Consider the following 17,989-nt stretch of genomic DNA (forward strand, 5'->3'; position numbering starts at 1 on the left):
GGCCACCCGTATGTATGTGTCCGTGAATTGTTGGTGTCTGCTGCCTGTCGTCGCCGACGACAGGCGCGACTCCCAGTAGCCGACCACACCCCTACCTTCCTCATCCCCTCACCGGAGGAGACACCAAGCCATGACAACCGCCGAGAACTGGTCATTCGAGACCAAGCAGATCCATGCGGGGCAGACGCCGGACAGCGCCACCAACGCCCGGGCCCTGCCGATCTACCAGACCACGTCGTACACGTTCCGCGACACCGACCACGCCGCCGCCCTGTTCGGACTGGCCGAGCCGGGCAACATCTACACCCGGATCATGAATCCCACGACCGACGTGGTCGAGCAGCGCATCGCGGCGCTCGAAGGCGGCGTCGCCGCCCTGCTGCTGTCCTCGGGCCAGGCCGCCGCAACATTCGCCATCCTCAACCTGGCCGGCACCGGTGACCACATCGTGTCGAGCCCCCGCCTGTACGGCGGTACGTACAACCTGTTCCACTACACGCTGCCCAAGCTCGGCATCGAGGTCAGCTTCGTCAAAGACCCTGATGCTCCCGACTCATGGCGCGCGGCCGTCCGGCCGAACACCAAGGCCTTCTTCGCCGAGACCATCTCCAACCCCCAGATCGATGTGCTCGACATCCCCGGCGTATCCGCCGTGGCACACGAGAACGGTGTCCCGCTGATCGTCGACAACACGATCGCCACGCCCTACCTGATCCAGCCCATCGCACTCGGCGCCGACATCGTGGTGCACTCGGCCACCAAGTACCTGGGCGGACACGGTTCGGCGATTGCCGGCGTGATCGTCGACAGCGGCAACTTCGACTGGACCAACGGACGCTTTCCGGGGTTCACCGAGCCGGACCCCAGCTACCACGGCGTGATCTTCGCCGAGCTCGGCGCTCCGGCCTACGCCCTCAAGGCGAGGGTGCAGCTGCTACGCGATCTGGGCAGCGCCCTGTCACCTTTCAACGCCTTTTTGATCGCGCAGGGATTGGAAACGCTGTCGCTGCGTGTTGAACGCCACGTGGCCAATGCGCAGAAGGTCGCCGAGTACCTGGCCGGGCACTCCGGCGTCACCTCGGTGAATTACGCCGGACTCCCCACCTCGCCCTGGTATGAGCAGGGTCAGAAGCTGGCGCCCAAGGGCACCGGCGCGGTGCTGGCATTCGAGCTGGCGGGCGGCGTGGAAGCGGGCAAGGCGTTCGTCAACGCCCTCACGTTGCACAGCCACGTCGCCAACATCGGTGATGTGCGCTCGCTGGTGATCCACCCCGCCTCGACCACACACGCACAGCTCTCCCCCGAGGAGCAGCTGTCCACCGGCGTGACCCCCGGGCTGGTGCGGCTGGCCGTCGGTATCGAGGGCATCGACGACATCCTGGCCGACCTGGAGCAGGGATTCGCCGCCGCCCGTCCGTTCAGCGGCGTCGCGCAGACTGCGGCGACGGTGTAGGACGGCGAGAGAAGACCGGCATGACGATCACCGAAGAACCCGCCGTGTCCACCGTCCCGTTGCCTGCCGAAGGCGAGATCAGCGTGGTGCACATCGGTGCCCTGACGCTGGAAAGCGGCACCGTCCTGCCCGACGTGTCGATCGCCGTGCAGCGCTGGGGTGAGCTGTCCCCCGCACGCGACAACGTGGTGATGGTGCTGCACGCGCTGACCGGCGACTCCCATGTCACCGGACCAGCCGGCGAAGGCCATCCGACCGCGGGTTGGTGGGACGGGGTGGCCGGACCGGGTGCCCCGATCGATACCGACCAGTGGTGCGCAATCTCGACCAACGTGCTCGGCGGCTGCCAGGGCTCGACCGGACCGGGTTCCCTTGCCCCCGACGGAAAGCCATGGGGCTCACGGTTTCCCCAGATCACGATCCGCGACCAGGTCGAGGCCGACCGGGCTGCACTGGCCGCCCTCGGCATCACCGAGGTGGCCGCGGTCGTCGGCGGGTCGATGGGCGGGGCCCGAGCGCTGGAATGGCTCGTCGGGCATCCCGACGAGGTTCGGGCCGGCCTGGTACTGGCCGTCGGGGCCCGCGCGACCGCCGATCAGATCGGCACCCAGAGCACCCAGGTGGCCGCGATCAAGGCCGATCCGGACTGGCAGGGCGGTGACTACTACGGCACCGGCCGGTCACCATCGGCCGGCATGGAGATCGCCCGGCGCTTCGCGCACCTGACCTATCGCGGTGAAGAGGAACTCGACGACCGCTTCGGCAACGACGCCCAGGGCGACGAGGACCCGACCGACGGGGGACGTTACGGGGTGCAGAGCTACCTCGAGTACCAGGGCGGCAAGCTGGCCCGCCGATTCGATCCTGGCACCTATGTGACCCTCTCGGATGCGCTGTCCACCCACGATGTGGGCCGCGGCCGCGACGGAGTCGCCAGCGCACTGCACAGTTGTCCGGTGCCCGTCATCGTCGGCGGGATCACCTCCGACCGGCTCTACCCCATCCGGCTGCAACAGGAACTGGCCGAGTTGCTGCCGGGTTGCAACGGCCTCGACGTGGTCGACTCGGCGTTCGGCCACGACGGCTTCCTGGTCGAGACGGAGGTGGTGGGCAAATTGATCCGCCGCACGCTGGAGCTGGCACAGCGGTGAGCTCACCCAAGGCGCGTTCCCTGTCCTTCGGCTCTGAGGCCGCAGCCTACGAACGCGGCCGGCCGTCGTATCCGCCGGAGGCGATCGACTGGCTGCTGCCCGAGGGTGCCCACGACGTGCTGGATCTGGGCGCAGGTACCGGCAAGCTGACCACCCGGCTCGTCGAGCGCGGACTGGATGTCATCGCCGTCGACCCCATTCCGGAAATGCTTGAGCTGCTGACGAACTCGTTGCCGGACACCCCGGCACTGCTCGGTACGGCCGAGGAGATTCCACTGGCCGACAACAGCGTCGACGCGGTGCTGGTGGCCCAGGCGTGGCACTGGTTCGACCCGGAACGGGCAGTCAAGGAAGTCAGCCGGGTGCTGCGCCCGGGCGGTCGGCTGGGGCTGGTGTGGAACACCCGCGACGAGCGGTCAGGCTGGGTCAAGGATCTGGGACGGATCATCGGACCCGAACATGATCCCAACAGCGAGGTGGCACTGGGTGAACCGTTCGGCGAGATCGAACGTCACCAGGTGGAGTGGACGAGTTACCTGACGCCCCAGGCACTCATCGATCTGGTGGCGTCGCGCAGCTACTGCATCACCTCACCGGAGCGGGTGCGCACCCAGACGCTGGAGCAGGTCCGCGAACTGCTGTCCACCCACCCGGCGCTGGCCCATTCATCGGGCCTGGCACTGCCCTACGTCACGATCGGCATCCGGGCCACACTTGCCTGAGGACAACCGAACTAGGCGTCGCGGCCCATGATGAACTCGCCGATGACGGCGGTACCCGGGCCCGGCCGCGCACCCGGACCGACCGTGGCGGTGGTGGTGTCTGCGCCGAGTTCGCCGCCACACTGGGCGCATACCGTCTTCGCTGTTGTGACACAACCACATTCGTCGTGAACAAGTAGGGCCGGCGGCCCATCCGACCCGGCCTGCCACTTGTCCCCCCACGCCAGCAGCGTTGCGATCACCGGGTAGAGATCACGACCTTTGTCGGTGAGCAGGTACTCGTACCGCGGTGGCGCGCTCTGATACTGCCGCCGTTCCACGACTCCGTGCCCTTCGAGTTCGTCGAGACGCGCGGCCAGGATGTTCGACGCGATACCTAGGTCGCGGCGGATGTCCTCGAACCGCGTCAGCCCCGCGAACAGGTCACGCAGGACCAACGGGGTCCAGCGTTGCCCGACCACGTCGACCGCGCGCGCAATCGAGCACGCGATATCGCCGAAGGACTGTTTGGGCACACCCGAACCGTAGTCCATTGCGAATTGCAATGAACAGAGTTTAGGGTGGGTTGCAATTCGCAAGTGACTGAAGGATGGGGCGATGACAACGACGACAGACTCGGTCAGCGCGTTCTGCGAGGCCACCCGCACCAACGACATCGACCGAGCGATGGCCACGCTGGCCCCAGACGCGGAACTCATCTCGCCGTTGTCCGGCCGGATGGTGTTCCGCGGACACGACGATCTCCGCTCGCTGCTCACCGCGGTGTACGGCGGCCTGCGGCAACTGTCGTGGCAGGAACCGATCGGCGAGGGACAGATTCGCGTGGCCGTCAGCGAAGGCCGGGTCGCAGGCGTCACCATCACCGACGCACTGGTGCTCGAACTCGACGACACCGGCCAGATTCGGCGGCTGCGCCCGCACCTGCGGCCGTGGCTCGCGACCACGGTCTTCGCACTCCTGCTCGGACCGAAAATCGCCCGCCACCCCGCCGTCCTGCGCCTTGCCCTCAGGCGCTGAGCGCGTCCAGTTCCGCCTCCGGTCCGACCCAACGCTGCAGCGCGCCACGTAGTCGGTCCTGGTCGCGCTCTTCGAAATCGTCTGCCGCCCAGGCGACATAGCCGTCAGGCCGGATCAGCAGGAACGCGGCGGGCGCGCCTTCTGCGGTCGCCACCGTCACGTCCAGCCGGTCGCGCCAGCCCTCGACCCCGTCGGCGCAGGCGCCGCCGGACAGGTCAAGCAACATCGGCCTCCCCGACTGCAGCAACTCGGCAACCCGGCGACCGTCGTCCAGGACGAAATCAGGCACGAAGTATCCGGACAGCCGGTGCTCGTCGTCGACGTCGTAACGGACATCCGACCCGGCCAGGACTCCGGCGATGTGCGCCGCACCGTCCGGCGTGGCCAGGAGCTCGCCGAAAAGCTGTCGCAGTGCGGTGACTTCGGGCCCGGAGGCCATCAGCGCGGCCTGGGCCATCGAGTGCATCATCACCCGCTGCCCGGCCGGCCAGCGCTCACTGTGATAGCTGTCCAGCAGGCCGTCAGGCGCCCAGCCCTGCACTGTGGCAGCCAGTTTCCAGCCGAGGTTCATCGCGTCCTGCAGTCCCAGGTTCAGGCCCGGGCCGCCCATGGCCGAATGCACGTGGGCGGCGTCTCCCACCAGGAAGACGTTGCCCGCGCGGTACTGCTCGGCCTGACGGGTGTTCTGGCCGTTGATCCGGCGCAGAGCATGCGGCCCCGGTCCGTCCGGCGGTTCGATCGGCAGCTCGGCACCGACCACTCGCCTCACGCTCGCGCGCAACTCGTCGATCGTCAGCTCCGGTGCGTCCTCGGGCAGGACGGAGCCGTACTCGATGGTCCCCAGCATCGACCGGCCCTCCTGGAACTCGGCATAGATCAGCACACCATCGTCGAAGCGATTGTGTCCGAAGGGGATTCGTCCGATACCAGGGATGTTCAGTTGGCCGTAGCCCGCGCGCAACTCATCCGGCAGGCTGATGTGGGCCACCCTCGCGACCATCTCGGTGGTCAGCCCGGGGAATTCGATGCCTGCCTTCTTCCTGACCGGACTGCGGCCCCCGTCGGCGCCGACGAGATAGGTGGTCGCCAGCCGGTAGTTACCCGCGGGCGCGGCGACCTCAACGGTGATGCCATCGGATTCCTGCCGGAGATCGACGAACTCATGCCCCCACCGGATCTCGACCCCAAGGCCCTGCACCCAGTCGACCAGTTGGCGCACGACCTTGGGCTGTTGAATCAGCATGCCGTACATCGGGTTGTCGACCACATCGACGAACGGCACCTGCATGCCCGCGAAGATGTAGCCCCCCATCGGCTCCGGGGCCGCGTCCGAACCACTGAGCGTCCGGTACAGACCCCGCAGATCGAGCACGCGGTTGGCCTGCCCGACAATGCCGTTGGCCTTGAGCTCCTCGCTGGGCTCAGGCAACTGCTCCAACACCACCGGCCGCACCCCGGCCAGGGCCAACTCACCGGCCACCAGCAGACCGTTGGGCCCGGCGCCGGAGATGACGACGTCCACCTTGTTCTCGTTCATGAGTTCCTTCCCGGTTCAGGTAGACCCGCAGCCACCGCTGCGAACCCTTTGCGCAGCAGTGACGTGAAAGACACTGGCGGATCGGCGTTCCCGTACTCGTCCATCGCGACATCGCCGACCGCACGCACGACGGCAGCCACCAGCCGCGGATACATGTCACGTTCCGGGTCGGTGCCGGTCCGTTCGGCGATCGCCGTCACCCACTCGTCGGACATCCCCCGGAAGGTCGCATCGCGTATCTCTGGGATCATCAGCAGTTTTCGGACCTCGGCCAGCTGCCGGCGGGTCGGCAGCACGCTCTCCGCACCGTAGACGTCGGACATATCGGCGTCCACCGGATTAATCACGGACTCGGTGATGGCGGTCCACAGTGGTTCGTCGGCCGGCCGGGATCTCAGCAGGTCGATGCTGCGACGCAAGCGTTCCTGCTGCCGGTACGCCAGCGCGTCGTACTTGCCGGCGAAGTAGTTGGTGAAGGTGCGCACCGAGACCCCGGCGAGATTGGCGATGTCTTCGCGGGTGACGTTCTCCAGCCCGCGCTCGAAAGCCAACGTCAACGCCGCATCGCTCAGCGCCCGTCGGGTGTCGAGCTTCTTGCGTTCCCGCAGTCCCGGTTCCATGCCACCACTGTAGAACAATTAGTGCCCACTGGGCAATATTGCCTACTGGGCATTTCCTGAGAATTGCCGGTGGCTGAAATAGCCAAAATGGCTAAAATGGCCATATGGCTACGCTGACTTTCCGCAACCGCGCCGGCGAGCTCGTCGATGTGCCCTCCGTCGCGGCCACCCGGTTCAAGAACGAGTTCGCCGCGATCGTCGAACAGGCCGCCCTCGGCGGCGCCGTCACGATCACCAAACACAATGCCCCCAAGGCGGTGCTCGTCTCCTACGCCGAGTTCGAGGCGCTCACCCGCGCCAACGCCCCGGCCCTCGACGAGCTGACCGAGGAGTTCGACACCCTGCTGGAACGCATGCAGACGCCGGAATCCAAGGCAGCCGTGGGCGCTGCCTTCGACGCCACACCCGAGCAGCTGGGCGCCGCGGCGCAATCGGCACAACGAGGCTGAGCCCGTCAGGTGCCTTGCATCTACGTCCTTGCCGGGGTCAACGGCGCCGGCAAGAGCAGCATCGGCGGTGCCACCATCCGCTCTTTCGGAGGCGACTACTTCAACCCCGACGAAGCCGCTCGCCAGCTGAGGGCCGCCAATTCCGAGCTCGACCAGACCCGTGCCAACAGCCTGGCCTGGCATCAGGGCAAGCGGCTACTGGAACGCGCCATCGCCGAAAAGCTCGACCTGGCCATCGAATCCACCCTCGCCGGCAGCACCATTCCCCGCCTGTTGACCGAAGCCACCGCGGAAGGATTCGAGGTGCGGATCTGGTACGTCGGGCTGGCCTCCCCCGAGCTGCACATCGAGCGGGTACGACACCGGGTGGGCACCGGCGGTCATGACATCCCGGAATCCTCGATCCGGCGCCGGTGGCGACACAGCAGGCAGAACCTCGTGCAGTTGCTCCCAGCGGTCACCGAACTACGCGTCTACGACAACTCCGCCGACGCCGATCCGGCCGGTGAGCACGCCCCGCTGCCGGTTCTGGTACTGCATGTGGCCCGCGGTGAGGTCGTCGGTCCAGCCGATCTGTCGAACACGCCGGGCTGGGCCAAGCCGATCGTGGCGGCCGCACTGAAATTGGGTTGAGCACCTGGGCCGGCTCACCTACCGTGTTGGCCATGTCGGTGACCTACATCCGCTTGCGCATCACCTAGCGGCGGATCTGCACTTCCTCTAAACATCCGCCGCAGCAGCGTCTTGCCCCTGCGATCGCGGAGTGTCCGTGTCTTCACCTCATCACGGCCGGCACGTATACGGCCAGAATTTCCTGTGCGACCGACGAGTGGTCGCCGATATCGTCAAAATCGTCTCGCACACAACAGGTCCCATTGTCGAGATCGGCGCCGGAGACGGGGCACTGACCCTGCCGCTGCAACGGCTGAACCGACAGCTGACCGCCATCGAGATCGACCCTCGGCGAGCCGGCCGACTGGCGGCCCGAACCACTGCCGAGGTGGTCGAAATCGACTTCCTGCGGTACCGACTGCCATCGGTACCTCATGTCGTGGTGGGCAATCTTCCGTTTCATCTCACCACTGCCATCCTCCGGCGCCTGCTGCACGGCCCGGGATGGACCGATGCCGTACTGCTGATGCAGTGGGAGGTGGCCCGGCGACGGGCCGCCGTGGGCGGCGCCACCATGATGACCGCGCAGTGGTGGCCATGGTTCGAATTCGGTTTGGCACGAAAGGTGTCCGCGGACGCGTTCCGTCCAAGGCCCGGAGTGGATGCCGGCCTGCTGACCATCAGACGCCGCGGTGAACCCCTGGTCCCACCGGCCGACCGTCGCCGGTATCAGGCACTGGCACACGAGGTGTTCACCGGACGGGGTCGCGGCCTGGCGCAAATTCTGCGACAGCGTGTAGACCGGCGGTGGTTGCAGGCCAATGGAATTCACCCGTCGGCACTTCCACGAGATCTGTCCGCACCGCAATGGGCGGCGTTGTTCGCAGCGGTCAGCTAGCTGGTGCCGAGCGGGTCGATGGTCCACGCGATGTAGAGCACAATGGCGCTCACCGTGGCGGTGGTCGTGAAGTCGATGGTCCGCGAACGCACCACCAGGAGCCCGGCCCGGTCATCGGTCAGGGCCAGCCGCAGCGCTGCCGCCGCGCCCACGCCGATCCCGATCACCAGCGCGCCGCGGCGCCAATAGCCCGCCACCACCAAGGCGAAGGCCGCGATGAAGATCAGCCCGACCACCAGGATCGGCCACTGGCCAGCGAACACCTTGCGGACGAACTCGTTCACTGTCACGCCAGTTTCGACTCTTCGGCCTCGACGACGTTGGTCAGCAGGAACGCCCGCGTCAGGGGCCCCACCCCGCCCGGGTTGGGTGACACGTGCCCGGCGACGTCCCAGACGTCAGGCGCGACGTCACCGGTGAGCTTGCCGTCCACCCGGCTCACACCGACGTCGACGACGGCTGCACCGGGCTTGACCATGTCGGCGGTCACCATGTGCGGCACCCCGACCGCGGCGATGATGATGTCAGCCTGCCGCGTCAGAGCAGGCAGATCGCGGGTACCCGTGTGGCACAGCGTGACCGTGGCGTTCTCCGAGCGCCGGGTGAGCAACAGGCCCATCGGCCGGCCGACTGTCACCCCGCGCCCGATCACCACGACATGCGCCCCCGCGATCGGCACGTCGAACCGCCGCAGCAGGTGCACGATGCCGCGCGGCGTGCAGGGAAGAGCCGCTTCCTTGCCCAGCACGAGCCGGCCCAGGTTGGTCGGATGCAGACCGTCGGCGTCCTTGGCCGGATCGATGCGCTCCAACGCGGCGTTCTCGTCCAGATGCTTCGGCAACGGCAGCTGCACGATGTAGCCCGTGCACTCCGGGTTGGCGTTGAGCTCGTCGATGGTCTCGTCGAGCTGCGCCTGGGTGATGTCGGCAGGCAGGTCGCGGCGGATCGAGTTGATCCCCACCTTGGCGCAGTCGGCATGCTTGCCGCGCACGTAAGCCTGCGAACCGGGGTCGTCACCGACCAACACGGTCCCGAGCCCGGGCGTCCGGCCCGCTTCGGTCAATTTCGCGACGCGCTGCTTGAGATCAACGAAGATCTCGTCGCGCGTGGCCTTACCGTCCAACACAATGGAACCCACGGGTGCCATTGTGTCAGCCGCGTGGCAGGCTCAGCATATGAACACCCAGCCCAATGTGTTCACTGACGTATTCAGTGAGGCCAAGCTCGGCCCGGTGACGCTGCGCAACCGCATCATCAAGGCCGCCACCTTCGAAGCATCCACACCCAATGCGCTGGTCACCGATGATTTGATCAACTACCACCGGCTGCCCGCGGCCGGCGGCGTCGGCATGACCACCGTCGCGTACTGCGCGGTCTCCCCCGGCGGCCGCACCGACGGCTGGCAGATCTGGATGCGGCCCGAGGCCGTGCCCGGACTCACCAAACTCACCGAGACCATCCACGCCGAGGGTGCGGCCATCAGTGCCCAGATCGGCCACGCCGGGCCGGTCGCCAACTCACGCACCAACAAGGCCAAGGCACTGGCGCCGGTGCGGTTCTTCAACCCGCTGTCGATGCGGTTCGCCAAGAAGGCCTCGATCGACGACATCCGCGATGTCACCGAAGCGCACGCCAATGCCGCACGGCTGGCCATCGACGCCGGATTCGACGCGGTCGAGGTTCACCTCGGCCACAACTATCTGGCCAGCTCGTTCCTGTCCCCACTGATCAACCGGCGCACCGACGAGTTCGGCGGTTCGCTGGAGAACCGGGCAAAGGTGGCCCGCGGTGTGGTGCGCGCGGTCCGCGACGCCGTCGACAAACACGGCGACCGGAAGATCGCCGTCATTGCCAAGCTCAACATGAGCGACGGCATCCGCGGCGGCATCCCGATGGACGAGTCGCTGCAGACCGCGAAGTGGCTCGAGGAGGACGGCGGGCTGGACGCCATCGAGCTCACCGCAGGCAGCTCGCTGGTCAACCCGATGTACCTGTTCCGCGGCGGCGCTCCGGTCAAGGAGTTCGCGGCGAACTTCAAACCGCCGATCAGCTGGGGCATCCGGATGAGCGGCAACAAGTTCTTCCGCGAATACCCGTACCACGAGGCGTATCTGATGCGCGACGCCGAGAAGTTCCGCGCCGAGCTGACCATGCCCATCATCCTGCTGGGCGGCATCACCAACCGGGAGACCATGGACCGGGCGATGGCGGCGGGCTTCGACTTCGTCGCGATGGGCCGCGCACTGCTCGCCGAGCCGGACCTGCTCAACCGGATCAAGGCAGAGAACGAAAAGGGTTCGGTCAAATCGCTTTGCACGCACTGCAACGAGTGCATGCCGACGATCTACAGCCACACCCATTGCGTGGTGACGGGAGCCCCGGACACACTCGTGAGGTGAGCACAGACGCCGTCAGCGACACCATGGTGACCTACCGCTACGTGCGGGTCGGCCTGGTGGCGCTGGTGGTGTTCCTGTTGACCTCGCTGGCATTGACCTGGGCACACACCTGCCCGCAGGGCTCCATCAGCGCGTTCTTCTACACCCGGACCCACGCGGTGTTCCTGGCGTCCCTGTGCGCGATCGGCATCTGCCTGATCGCCTACAAGGGCAGCCGGGTGGGTGAGGACGCGCTGCTGAACTACTCCGGCTTCATGGCGTTCATCGTCGCGTTGGTACCCACCGGCCCCGGCGACGACCTGTGTCGGCCATGGCTTCCCACCGTCAGCGACCCGTTCGGCGGCGTCGCCAACAATGTCGCCGCGTTGTTCGTGGCCGTCGCCGTCGGCACCGGGATGTACCTGGCGCTCGGTCGCTGGCGTCGCCCGCAAGTGCCGCCCGTGCCGTCCGAACCGTCCTGCGCCGAGGCCGCCACCCTGTGGAAGACCGTCGCCACCGCGCTGCTTCGGGTCGAAAAGTGGCTCCCGACAGCGCTGTTGGTCATCTCCATCGCCGGTGCGCCGCTGATGCTGTGGGACTGGTTCGCCGAACACGCACACGTCATCGCCGCGGTGGCGATGTTCCTGGCCATCACGCTCGTCGCGGTCTACCACGCGTGCTACGCGCGGGCCGCCGTGCGACAGCACCTGGCCCGGTTCTACGCGACCATCGCCGCGCTGATGCTCGTCACCGTGGTGGCCGGCGTCGTGTTGCTGATCCTGGGATGGCATTTCGGCGTCATCACCGTCGAACTCATCCTCATCGTGCTTTTCGCGGTGTTCTGGGCCGTGCAGACCTGGGACGTCTGGGACGCCCAGGACCGCTACCCGGCAGAAGCCGTGCCGGCGCTGGCCGAGACACCCGCTTAGGCGGTGTACCCGTCGATCTGCAGCGTCTTCCCCTCGGCCCGCAGAACCAGCACCGCACCCGGGGACGGGACGAGGCCCTCCACCGATTGAGCCGGCACCGTTGCGGTCTGGGCGCACGTCTTCGCGTCGAAGGTGCGCAGCGATCCCCCGGCGCCCCGGTCGGCGAGGACCAGGGTGCCGGGGAACGCCACGTAGGCAGGTTGATCGACCCGCCGACTCGGCACGGTCGAGCGAGCCGGCTCAACGCCATCGGGGAGCTGGCACCGTTGCCGACCGTCAGCACCGAACAGGGTCAGCCGAGTCGCCCGATCATCGAGATACCACACCACGAAATCATCACTGGGGCCATAGGATTCGGCCAGACGCGCGTCCGCCGGCAACGGGCTGACGGTGCGGTGAACGATATCGGCATACCTGACATCCGCGGGTGTTCCGGATCCCAGCATGGAAACGAAGACTCCAATGCCATTGGCCGGGCGGGCCGCGATCTGGAGGTAGCGCTGATCGATCGGCGCCTTCGGGTCGACCTTTTGCTCCGTCAGCACTGTGTCCCAACCGATTTGTCCGGTTTCGGGATCGAGCACGCTCAACCAGACCTTGCCGTCCTCACATTGGACGGTCGACACCACGCCGGAGGCCGTCACGATGGGTTCGGTGATGGCGCAACCGAGATGGGGAGCGGGCACGCTCCACAACACGCGGCCGGTCCGGCTGTCGTACCGGGACCAGATGCGCTCGTCGTTCCACCCGACGATGAACGGACCGGTCGCGGCGCGATAACGCCCACGGACCGCCGCGCCCAGGGCTTCATCGCCGCTGGCCCAAAGCTGCGCACCGGTGACTGCATCCAGACCGACCAGGCCACCATCGATGAACGCCACCACCGTGGCGCCGTTGTCGACCACCCGCATTCCGCTGACGGCTATCTCCGCCGGCCCGGTACGCGCGTAGTGCCAGCGCTCCTTGCCGTCGGAACCGTAACCCGTGATGCGGCCGTGCTGATACACGGCGAAACCGGCTCCGGCCGAATCGATGTCGTATACCGACACGTCTTTGTCGGCGAACGCGTCAGGCACCGTCACGGTGAACGTCCGCTTCCCCAACGCAGTGGGAATCGCGGGCGCATCGGTAGCTGCTGCCGTCGACGAGTCGACGAATCGCCCGTCGTCACCGGCGCGGAAGGCGCCCGCGGTCACCACCGCGGCAACCACGACGGCGATCGCTGCACCGACCGCCAGCAACTTCACCGAGCCCCGTTCCAACCGCGGGAAGGCCCGCGCGGCCAGGAACGTCGCCGCCGCGCCGGCCAGGCACAACCACCACGACGCCGCGCCGAGAGGCAACGCCGTGGTGACCGGGGCGCTGTCCATCACCCGGTGGTAGAACGCCGGGATGCCCTGGCTGATGTAGGCGATGACCAGTATCGCCGCCACACCCGCGGCACCCGCCGGGGTGGCCGCCAGATCACGGTCGGTGCGTCCGCGCCAGACGCTGTAGGCCATCGCCGCGATCAACACCACCGCGATCACGGTCACCACCAGCGCCATCCGATTCGGCAACGCGTCGCCCCAGCGGTGCATGCCGGACACGTACCAGGCGCTCTCACCTGCACTGCGCGGCGCAACCAGCCGCGCCCAGGCGCTCAGCGCCAAGGCCCACACCAACCACACCGCTGCCGCACCGGCCAGCACGGTGCCCACCTGCCGCAGCGCACCGAGTACCCGCCCGGCCGCCTTCTGCGCCCCTTCAGAACCCATGCGTGCCATCGTCACACGCCGCCACACCGCCGCAACGGCCCAGCCCCGGTGAGAACAACCGATAGAGTTGAGCGCGATGAGCCCTGCGCTGACCGTTCGTTACGACGGGTCGACCCGTACCTTTGCCCCGGGCAACGATGTCGTCATCGGCCGAGACCTCCGCGCCGACGTCCGCATCGCCCACCCGCTGATCTCGCGTGCCCACCTGGTGCTGCGCTTCGACCAAGGTCGATGGGTCGCGATCGACAACGGCAGCCTCAACGGCATGTACGCCAACGGCCGCCGGGTGCCCACGCTCGACATCCATGACGGCCAGGTCGTCAACATCGGCAACCCGGACGGACCACAGCTGACCTTCGAGGTCGGCCGGGTCCAGGAGGGGTCCGTCGGCCGCACGCCGACAGCAGCAGTACCGATCGCGAACCGGCCCAGTGGCGCCTGGCCCACCCAGGCCGCACCCGGCCGGCAGCAGTACGGCCAGCCACCCGCGGCCCAGCGGCCCGGTTACTCGTCCGGCCCGCAACCTCGCTACCCGGCCCCGCCCACCGGTGGGTATCCCAGCGGTCCACAGGGCGGTTACCCGAGCGGCCCACAATCCGGCTACCCGAGTGGCCCGCAGACCGGCCACCCCAGCGGTCCACAGGCCTATCAGCCCCCACCCGTTCGCAACTCGAACCCGGGCGCCGCGCCGACGACGATGGGGCCGGCTGCCGCCTCGGCCCGCGGCAGCAGTGAGTCCGGCGGCAACATCGCCACCAGCATGCTCAAGATCCTGCGCCCAGGACGCCCCAGCCCGGCCCCGGCAGGCGCGGTGAAGATCGGCCGCGAAACCGACAACGACATCGTCATCCCCGATGTGCTGGCCTCGCGGCATCACGCCACGTTGATCCCGATGACCGGCGGCACCGCGATCCGCGACGAACGCAGCATCAACGGCACGTTCGTCAACGGCGCCCGTGTGGACTCCGCAATCCTGCACGACGGCGACGTGGTCACCATCGGCAACGTCGACCTGGTGTTCTCCGGCGGCACCCTCGTGCGCCGCAGCGAGACCGAGGCCGACACCCGCACCGGGGGCCTCGAGGTCCGGGCCCTGACATGGACGATCGAGGGCAACAAGACGCTGCTCGAGAACATCTCGCTCGACGCACGACCCGGCATGCTGACCGCCGTCATCGGTCCGTCGGGCGCGGGCAAGTCGACGTTCGCCCGACAGGTCGCCGGCCTGACCCATCCGACCAGCGGCACGGTCACGTTCGAGGGCCACGACGTCCACGCCGAGTACGCCTCGCTGCGATCCCGCATCGGTATGGTGCCGCAGGACGATGTCGTGCACGGTCAGCTCACCGTCCGGCAGGCACTCATGTACGCCGCCGAGCTGCGACTGCCGCCGGACACCACCAAAGCCGACCGCGAACAGGTCGTCATGCAGGTGCTCGAAGAACTCGAGATGACCAAACATCTCGACACCCGGGTCGAAAAGCTGTCCGGTGGGCAGCGCAAACGCGCCTCGGTCGCCCTCGAACTGCTGACCGGCCCGTCCCTGCTGATCCTCGACGAACCGACCTCGGGTCTGGACCCGGCATTGGACCGCCAGGTCATGACGATGCTGCGCCAGCTCGCCGACGCCGGCCGCGTCGTGCTCGTCATCACGCACTCCCTCACGTATCTGGACGTGTGCGATCAGGTGCTGCTGCTGGCGCCGGGCGGGAAGACCGCGTTCTGCGGGCCGCCGGACGAGATCGGCGAGGAACTCGGCACCACCAACTGGGCCGACATCTTCAGCACCGTCGCGGGCGACCCTGAAGGAGCCAAGCAGCGGTACCTCGCCAAACACGGCCCCCCGCCGCCGAAACCGCCCGCCGAGAAACCGGAGAGCCTCGGCGAGCCGACGCACACCAGCCTGTTCCGCCAGCTGTCCACGATCGCCCGCCGACAAGTCCGGCTGATCGTGTCCGACCGCGGCTACACCGCGTTCCTGTTGATGCTGCCGTTCATCATGGGTGTGCTGTCGTTGTCAGTGCCCGGTGATGTCGGGTTCGGTCTGCCGGTGCCGGCCGTCCAAGGCGGCGAAGCGCCCAACGAAGCGGGCCAGATCCTGGTGATGCTCAACGTCGGCGCAATCTTCATGGGCACCGCGCTGACCATCCGCGCACTGATCGGTGAGCAGGCGATCTTCCGTCGTGAACAGGCCGTCGGCCTGTCGACGACGGCGTACCTGATGGCCAAGATCGCAGTCTTCGCAGTGTTCGCGGTGATCCAGTCCGCCATCGTCACGGTGATCACGATCCTCGGCAAGGGCTGGGGCCCGGGCGCTGTCGACAGAGGTGCGTTCCTGGGCGGCCGCAACCTCGAATTGTTCATCGACATCTCGATGACATGTGTGGCCTCGGCGATGGTCGGGCTCGCGCTGTCGGCACTGGCCCGCTCGGCCGAGCAGATCATGCCGCTACTGGTGGTGACGGTGATGAGCCAGCTGGTGTTCTCCGGCGGCATGATCCCGGTGACCGACCGCGTCGTGCTGGATCAGTTGTCCTGGATCACCCCGGCGCGCTGGGGCTTCGCGGCCTCGGCATCGACCATCGACCTGACCCGCCTGGTGCCGCCACCGCTGCTGCCCGCCGACTCGCACTGGAAGCACACCCCGTCGGTGTGGCTGATCAACATCGGCATCCTGTTGCTGCTCTGCATCGTCTACACCGGGTTCGTCCGCTGGCGGATCCGGCTGAAATCCGCCTAGCCCTCGCCAGCGTCCAAACCCTTCGTCGCGCCCACCTTTTGTCACTCCGGAGTGATGCTCGAGCTCGGGCGTCACTCTGGAGTGACAAAGCGGATTTGGGTGCCGCGCTAGCGTGACGCTCGACGCCGACGGTCACGCTGGCGTGGCAAAGCGGGCGCCGGAAGGCCGCGGCTGAGCCCCCGCTACCCGCCGTGGACGTCGAGACCGTGGGCGGCCGAGTAGGCCAGCGCCTGGGAGATGTCGATCTTGGCGCCACGCAGTTTCGCAGTGGTCCAGAAGGTGGGGTCGACGCGGGCACCACGCAGATCGGCCTCATCGAGCTTGGCGTCCTGCACCCGGGCGCCGGTCAGGTCCGCCTGCCGTAGCACCGCCTTGCGCAGGTCCACACCGACCAGACTGGCCTCGCGCATCCGGCAGTCCGACAGGTCGACCCCGCGCAGATCGCAGCCGCCCAGCACGGCCAGCGTCAGATCCGACTCCACGATCTTGATCGGCCGCAGCCGGCACTCGGTGAACACCGAGCCCAGCAGGCTGCAGTTGGTGAACTCGCTGTGCCACAGCGTGGCGCGGCGAAACGTGCAGTTGCGGAACGCCGAGCCGAAATGTTGCGACTCGGACATGTCGACACCGCTGAAATTGCACTCGGTGAACACCACCCGCTCGGTGCGCAGCCGGCTCAGATCTTCCTCGCGGAAGTCGTGGCCAGTGAATTCCCTGTCCGCCCAGGCGGTTTCGTCAGCTACCACGCCTCAGCCGGGCAACGCCGACATCGTCGTCAACGAGTACTCGGTGACGGCGATCAGCGCAGCCTTGGCCGAGTTGCGGTCGCGGGCATCCACGGCGACCACCGGGATGTGCTCCGGCAGCGCCAGAGCCTTGCGGACCGCCTGGGTGGGATGCTTTGGCGCGTCGTCGAACTCGTTCACCGCGACGATGAACGGCAGCTTGCGGGCCTCGAAGAAGTCGACCGCGGCGAAGCTGTCCTGCAGGCGGCGCACGTCGACCAGGATGATGGCGCCGATCGCGCCGCGCACCAGGTCGTCCCACATGAACCAGAACCGTCGCTGCCCGGGTGTGCCGAACAGGTACAGCACCAGATCCTCGTCCAGCGTGATGCGGCCGAAGTCCATCGCGACGGTCGTGGTGCGCTTGTCCGGGGTTCCGTCCAGGGTGTCGACGCCCTCAGACACGTTGGTGACCAACGCTTCTGTGCGCAGCGGCATGATCTCGGAGACCGCGCCGACGAATGTCGTCTTCCCTGCCCCGAACCCGCCAGAAATGACGATCTTCGTCGAGGCGGCCCCACGTCGGGGGGCGCCACCGCCGGAGGCCGAGCGGGGTTCAGAGTGCTCGTAGGCCACGCAGGGTCCTTCCAATCAATTCGCGGCGTTCGTCGAAGCTAGCCGAATCATCAAGGGTGGCTTCCACCCGTAGATAACCCTGCGTCACCAAGTCCCCGATCAGCACGCGCGCCACGCCGAGCGGGAGAGATAAATGAGCGGCAATCTCGGCAACCGAAGGACTGCCGGTGCACAACTCTACGATCTGTGCGCGCACATCGTGCCCAGTCCAGCGCGGTTCACGTGTCGTGTCGGTTTTTTGTATCGGCGCTTCCAGCGGAAGGTGCACGCGCGAGTCGGTGCGGCCGGCCGTCAGCGTGTACGGCCGCACCAGACTCGGACGGTCAGTAGTTTCCGGTTCGTCCACAGGCACCTCGCGAAGGGCA

19 protein-coding genes are annotated in these 17,989 nt (G+C 67.4%); 10 read left to right on the top strand and 9 right to left on the bottom strand.

The window, feature by feature from the left end:
* Positions 1-130 precede the first annotated feature (130 nt).
* From AB0876_RS17345 to AB0876_RS17355, 3 genes are read left to right on the top strand one after another with little or no spacing between them, the layout of a single operon-like run.
* Positions 131-1,453, top strand: coding sequence for a bifunctional o-acetylhomoserine/o-acetylserine sulfhydrylase (locus AB0876_RS17345; protein ID WP_526042472.1), 1,323 nt, complete (start codon positions 131-133; stop codon positions 1,451-1,453).
* Positions 1,454-1,473: 20 nt separating this feature from the next.
* A complete protein-coding gene (gene metX, locus AB0876_RS17350) occupies positions 1,474-2,604 on the top strand; it encodes a homoserine O-acetyltransferase MetX (RefSeq protein ID WP_526042473.1) in 1,131 nt (376 codons plus the stop codon).
* Complete coding sequence (locus tag AB0876_RS17355; protein WP_526042474.1) at positions 2,601-3,326, top strand: class I SAM-dependent methyltransferase; 726 nt, start codon at positions 2,601-2,603, stop codon at positions 3,324-3,326. The genes metX and AB0876_RS17355 overlap by 4 nt, the downstream gene beginning before the upstream one ends.
* A gap of 11 nt (positions 3,327-3,337) precedes the next feature.
* Here AB0876_RS17355 and AB0876_RS17360 read toward each other — a convergent pair whose 3' ends face one another.
* Entirely contained in the window at positions 3,338-3,871 is a 534-nt protein-coding gene (locus AB0876_RS17360; RefSeq protein ID WP_526042475.1) for a winged helix-turn-helix transcriptional regulator, read from the bottom strand.
* A gap of 52 nt (positions 3,872-3,923) precedes the next feature.
* Between AB0876_RS17360 and AB0876_RS17365 the strand changes: the two genes are divergently transcribed.
* The gene (locus AB0876_RS17365; RefSeq protein WP_526042476.1) at positions 3,924-4,343 is read left to right on the top strand and encodes a nuclear transport factor 2 family protein; all 420 of its coding nucleotides are present in this window, start codon (positions 3,924-3,926) and stop codon (positions 4,341-4,343) included.
* On the opposite strand, the gene AB0876_RS17370 is transcribed toward AB0876_RS17365, so the two are convergent.
* Entirely contained in the window at positions 4,333-5,880 is a 1,548-nt protein-coding gene (locus AB0876_RS17370; protein WP_526042477.1) for an FAD-dependent oxidoreductase, read from the bottom strand. The two genes, AB0876_RS17365 and AB0876_RS17370, sit on opposite strands and share 11 nt — an antisense overlap.
* Positions 5,877-6,500: a TetR/AcrR family transcriptional regulator gene (locus AB0876_RS17375; RefSeq protein WP_526042478.1), complete on the bottom strand. Its 624-nt coding sequence runs from the start codon at positions 6,498-6,500 to the stop codon at positions 5,877-5,879. Before AB0876_RS17375 ends, AB0876_RS17370 begins: the two co-directional genes overlap by 4 nt.
* 104 nt (positions 6,501-6,604) lie before the next feature.
* On the opposite strand from AB0876_RS17375, the gene AB0876_RS17380 reads away from it, so the two are divergent.
* The 3 genes from AB0876_RS17380 to erm all read left to right on the top strand — a co-directional run bounded on the left by AB0876_RS17380 (position 6,605) and on the right by erm (position 8,459).
* A complete protein-coding gene (locus AB0876_RS17380; protein ID WP_491838073.1) occupies positions 6,605-6,949 on the top strand; it encodes a type II toxin-antitoxin system Phd/YefM family antitoxin in 345 nt (114 codons plus the stop codon).
* Positions 6,950-6,958: 9 nt separating this feature from the next.
* Positions 6,959-7,582, top strand: a complete 624-nt coding sequence (locus AB0876_RS17385) for an ATPase (RefSeq protein ID WP_526042479.1) — start codon at positions 6,959-6,961, stop codon at positions 7,580-7,582.
* Between the two features lie 136 nt (positions 7,583-7,718).
* On the top strand, positions 7,719-8,459 hold the full coding sequence (gene erm / locus AB0876_RS17390) for a 23S ribosomal RNA methyltransferase Erm (RefSeq protein ID WP_526042480.1): 741 nt from the start codon (positions 7,719-7,721) through the stop codon (positions 8,457-8,459).
* Here erm and AB0876_RS17395 read toward each other — a convergent pair.
* Both AB0876_RS17395 and AB0876_RS17400 read right to left on the bottom strand, forming a co-directional pair.
* The gene (locus tag AB0876_RS17395; protein ID WP_055109665.1) at positions 8,456-8,749 is read right to left on the bottom strand and encodes a DUF3017 domain-containing protein; all 294 of its coding nucleotides are present in this window, start codon (positions 8,747-8,749) and stop codon (positions 8,456-8,458) included. The two genes, erm and AB0876_RS17395, sit on opposite strands and share 4 nt — an antisense overlap.
* Positions 8,746-9,597, bottom strand: a complete 852-nt coding sequence (locus tag AB0876_RS17400) for a bifunctional methylenetetrahydrofolate dehydrogenase/methenyltetrahydrofolate cyclohydrolase (RefSeq protein ID WP_064880194.1) — start codon at positions 9,595-9,597, stop codon at positions 8,746-8,748. Before AB0876_RS17400 ends, AB0876_RS17395 begins: the two co-directional genes overlap by 4 nt.
* Before the next feature lie 37 nt (positions 9,598-9,634).
* Between AB0876_RS17400 and AB0876_RS17405 the strand changes: the two genes are divergently transcribed.
* Positions 9,635-10,858 (top strand): NADH:flavin oxidoreductase, encoded by a 1,224-nt coding sequence (locus AB0876_RS17405; protein ID WP_526042481.1) that lies wholly within the window; start codon positions 9,635-9,637, stop codon positions 10,856-10,858.
* A gap of 23 nt (positions 10,859-10,881) precedes the next feature.
* Complete coding sequence (locus AB0876_RS17410; RefSeq protein ID WP_491839288.1) at positions 10,882-11,766, top strand: diphosphate--fructose-6-phosphate 1-phosphotransferase; 885 nt, start codon at positions 10,882-10,884, stop codon at positions 11,764-11,766.
* On the opposite strand, the gene AB0876_RS17415 is transcribed toward AB0876_RS17410, so the two are convergent.
* A complete protein-coding gene (locus AB0876_RS17415; protein WP_526042482.1) occupies positions 11,763-13,523 on the bottom strand; it encodes a BamB-related PQQ repeat family beta-propellar protein in 1,761 nt (586 codons plus the stop codon). The two genes, AB0876_RS17410 and AB0876_RS17415, sit on opposite strands and share 4 nt — an antisense overlap.
* 76 nt (positions 13,524-13,599) lie before the next feature.
* Between AB0876_RS17415 and AB0876_RS17420 the strand changes: the two genes are divergently transcribed.
* Positions 13,600-16,263: an FHA domain-containing protein gene (locus AB0876_RS17420; RefSeq protein ID WP_491838068.1), complete on the top strand. Its 2,664-nt coding sequence runs from the start codon at positions 13,600-13,602 to the stop codon at positions 16,261-16,263.
* A gap of 182 nt (positions 16,264-16,445) precedes the next feature.
* Here the strand turns inward: AB0876_RS17420 and AB0876_RS17425 are convergent, their stop codons facing one another.
* From AB0876_RS17425 to AB0876_RS17435, 3 genes are read right to left on the bottom strand one after another with little or no spacing between them, the layout of a single operon-like run.
* Positions 16,446-17,009 carry a pentapeptide repeat-containing protein gene (locus tag AB0876_RS17425; RefSeq protein ID WP_418020357.1) on the bottom strand — a complete coding sequence of 188 codons (564 nt, stop codon included), beginning with the start codon at positions 17,007-17,009 and terminating at the stop codon, positions 16,446-16,448.
* Between the two features lie 3 nt (positions 17,010-17,012).
* Positions 17,013-17,624 (bottom strand): GTP-binding protein, encoded by a 612-nt coding sequence (locus AB0876_RS17430; RefSeq protein WP_526042483.1) that lies wholly within the window; start codon positions 17,622-17,624, stop codon positions 17,013-17,015.
* Complete coding sequence (locus tag AB0876_RS17435) at positions 17,605-17,970, bottom strand: DUF742 domain-containing protein (RefSeq protein ID WP_082448780.1); 366 nt, start codon at positions 17,968-17,970, stop codon at positions 17,605-17,607. Before AB0876_RS17435 ends, AB0876_RS17430 begins: the two co-directional genes overlap by 20 nt.
* Between the last annotated feature and the right edge of the window lie 19 nt (positions 17,971-17,989).

Origin of the sequence: Mycobacterium sp. NPDC049093, assembly GCF_040704635.1 — a bacterium.
Classification (GTDB): domain Bacteria; phylum Actinomycetota; class Actinomycetes; order Mycobacteriales; family Mycobacteriaceae; genus Mycobacterium.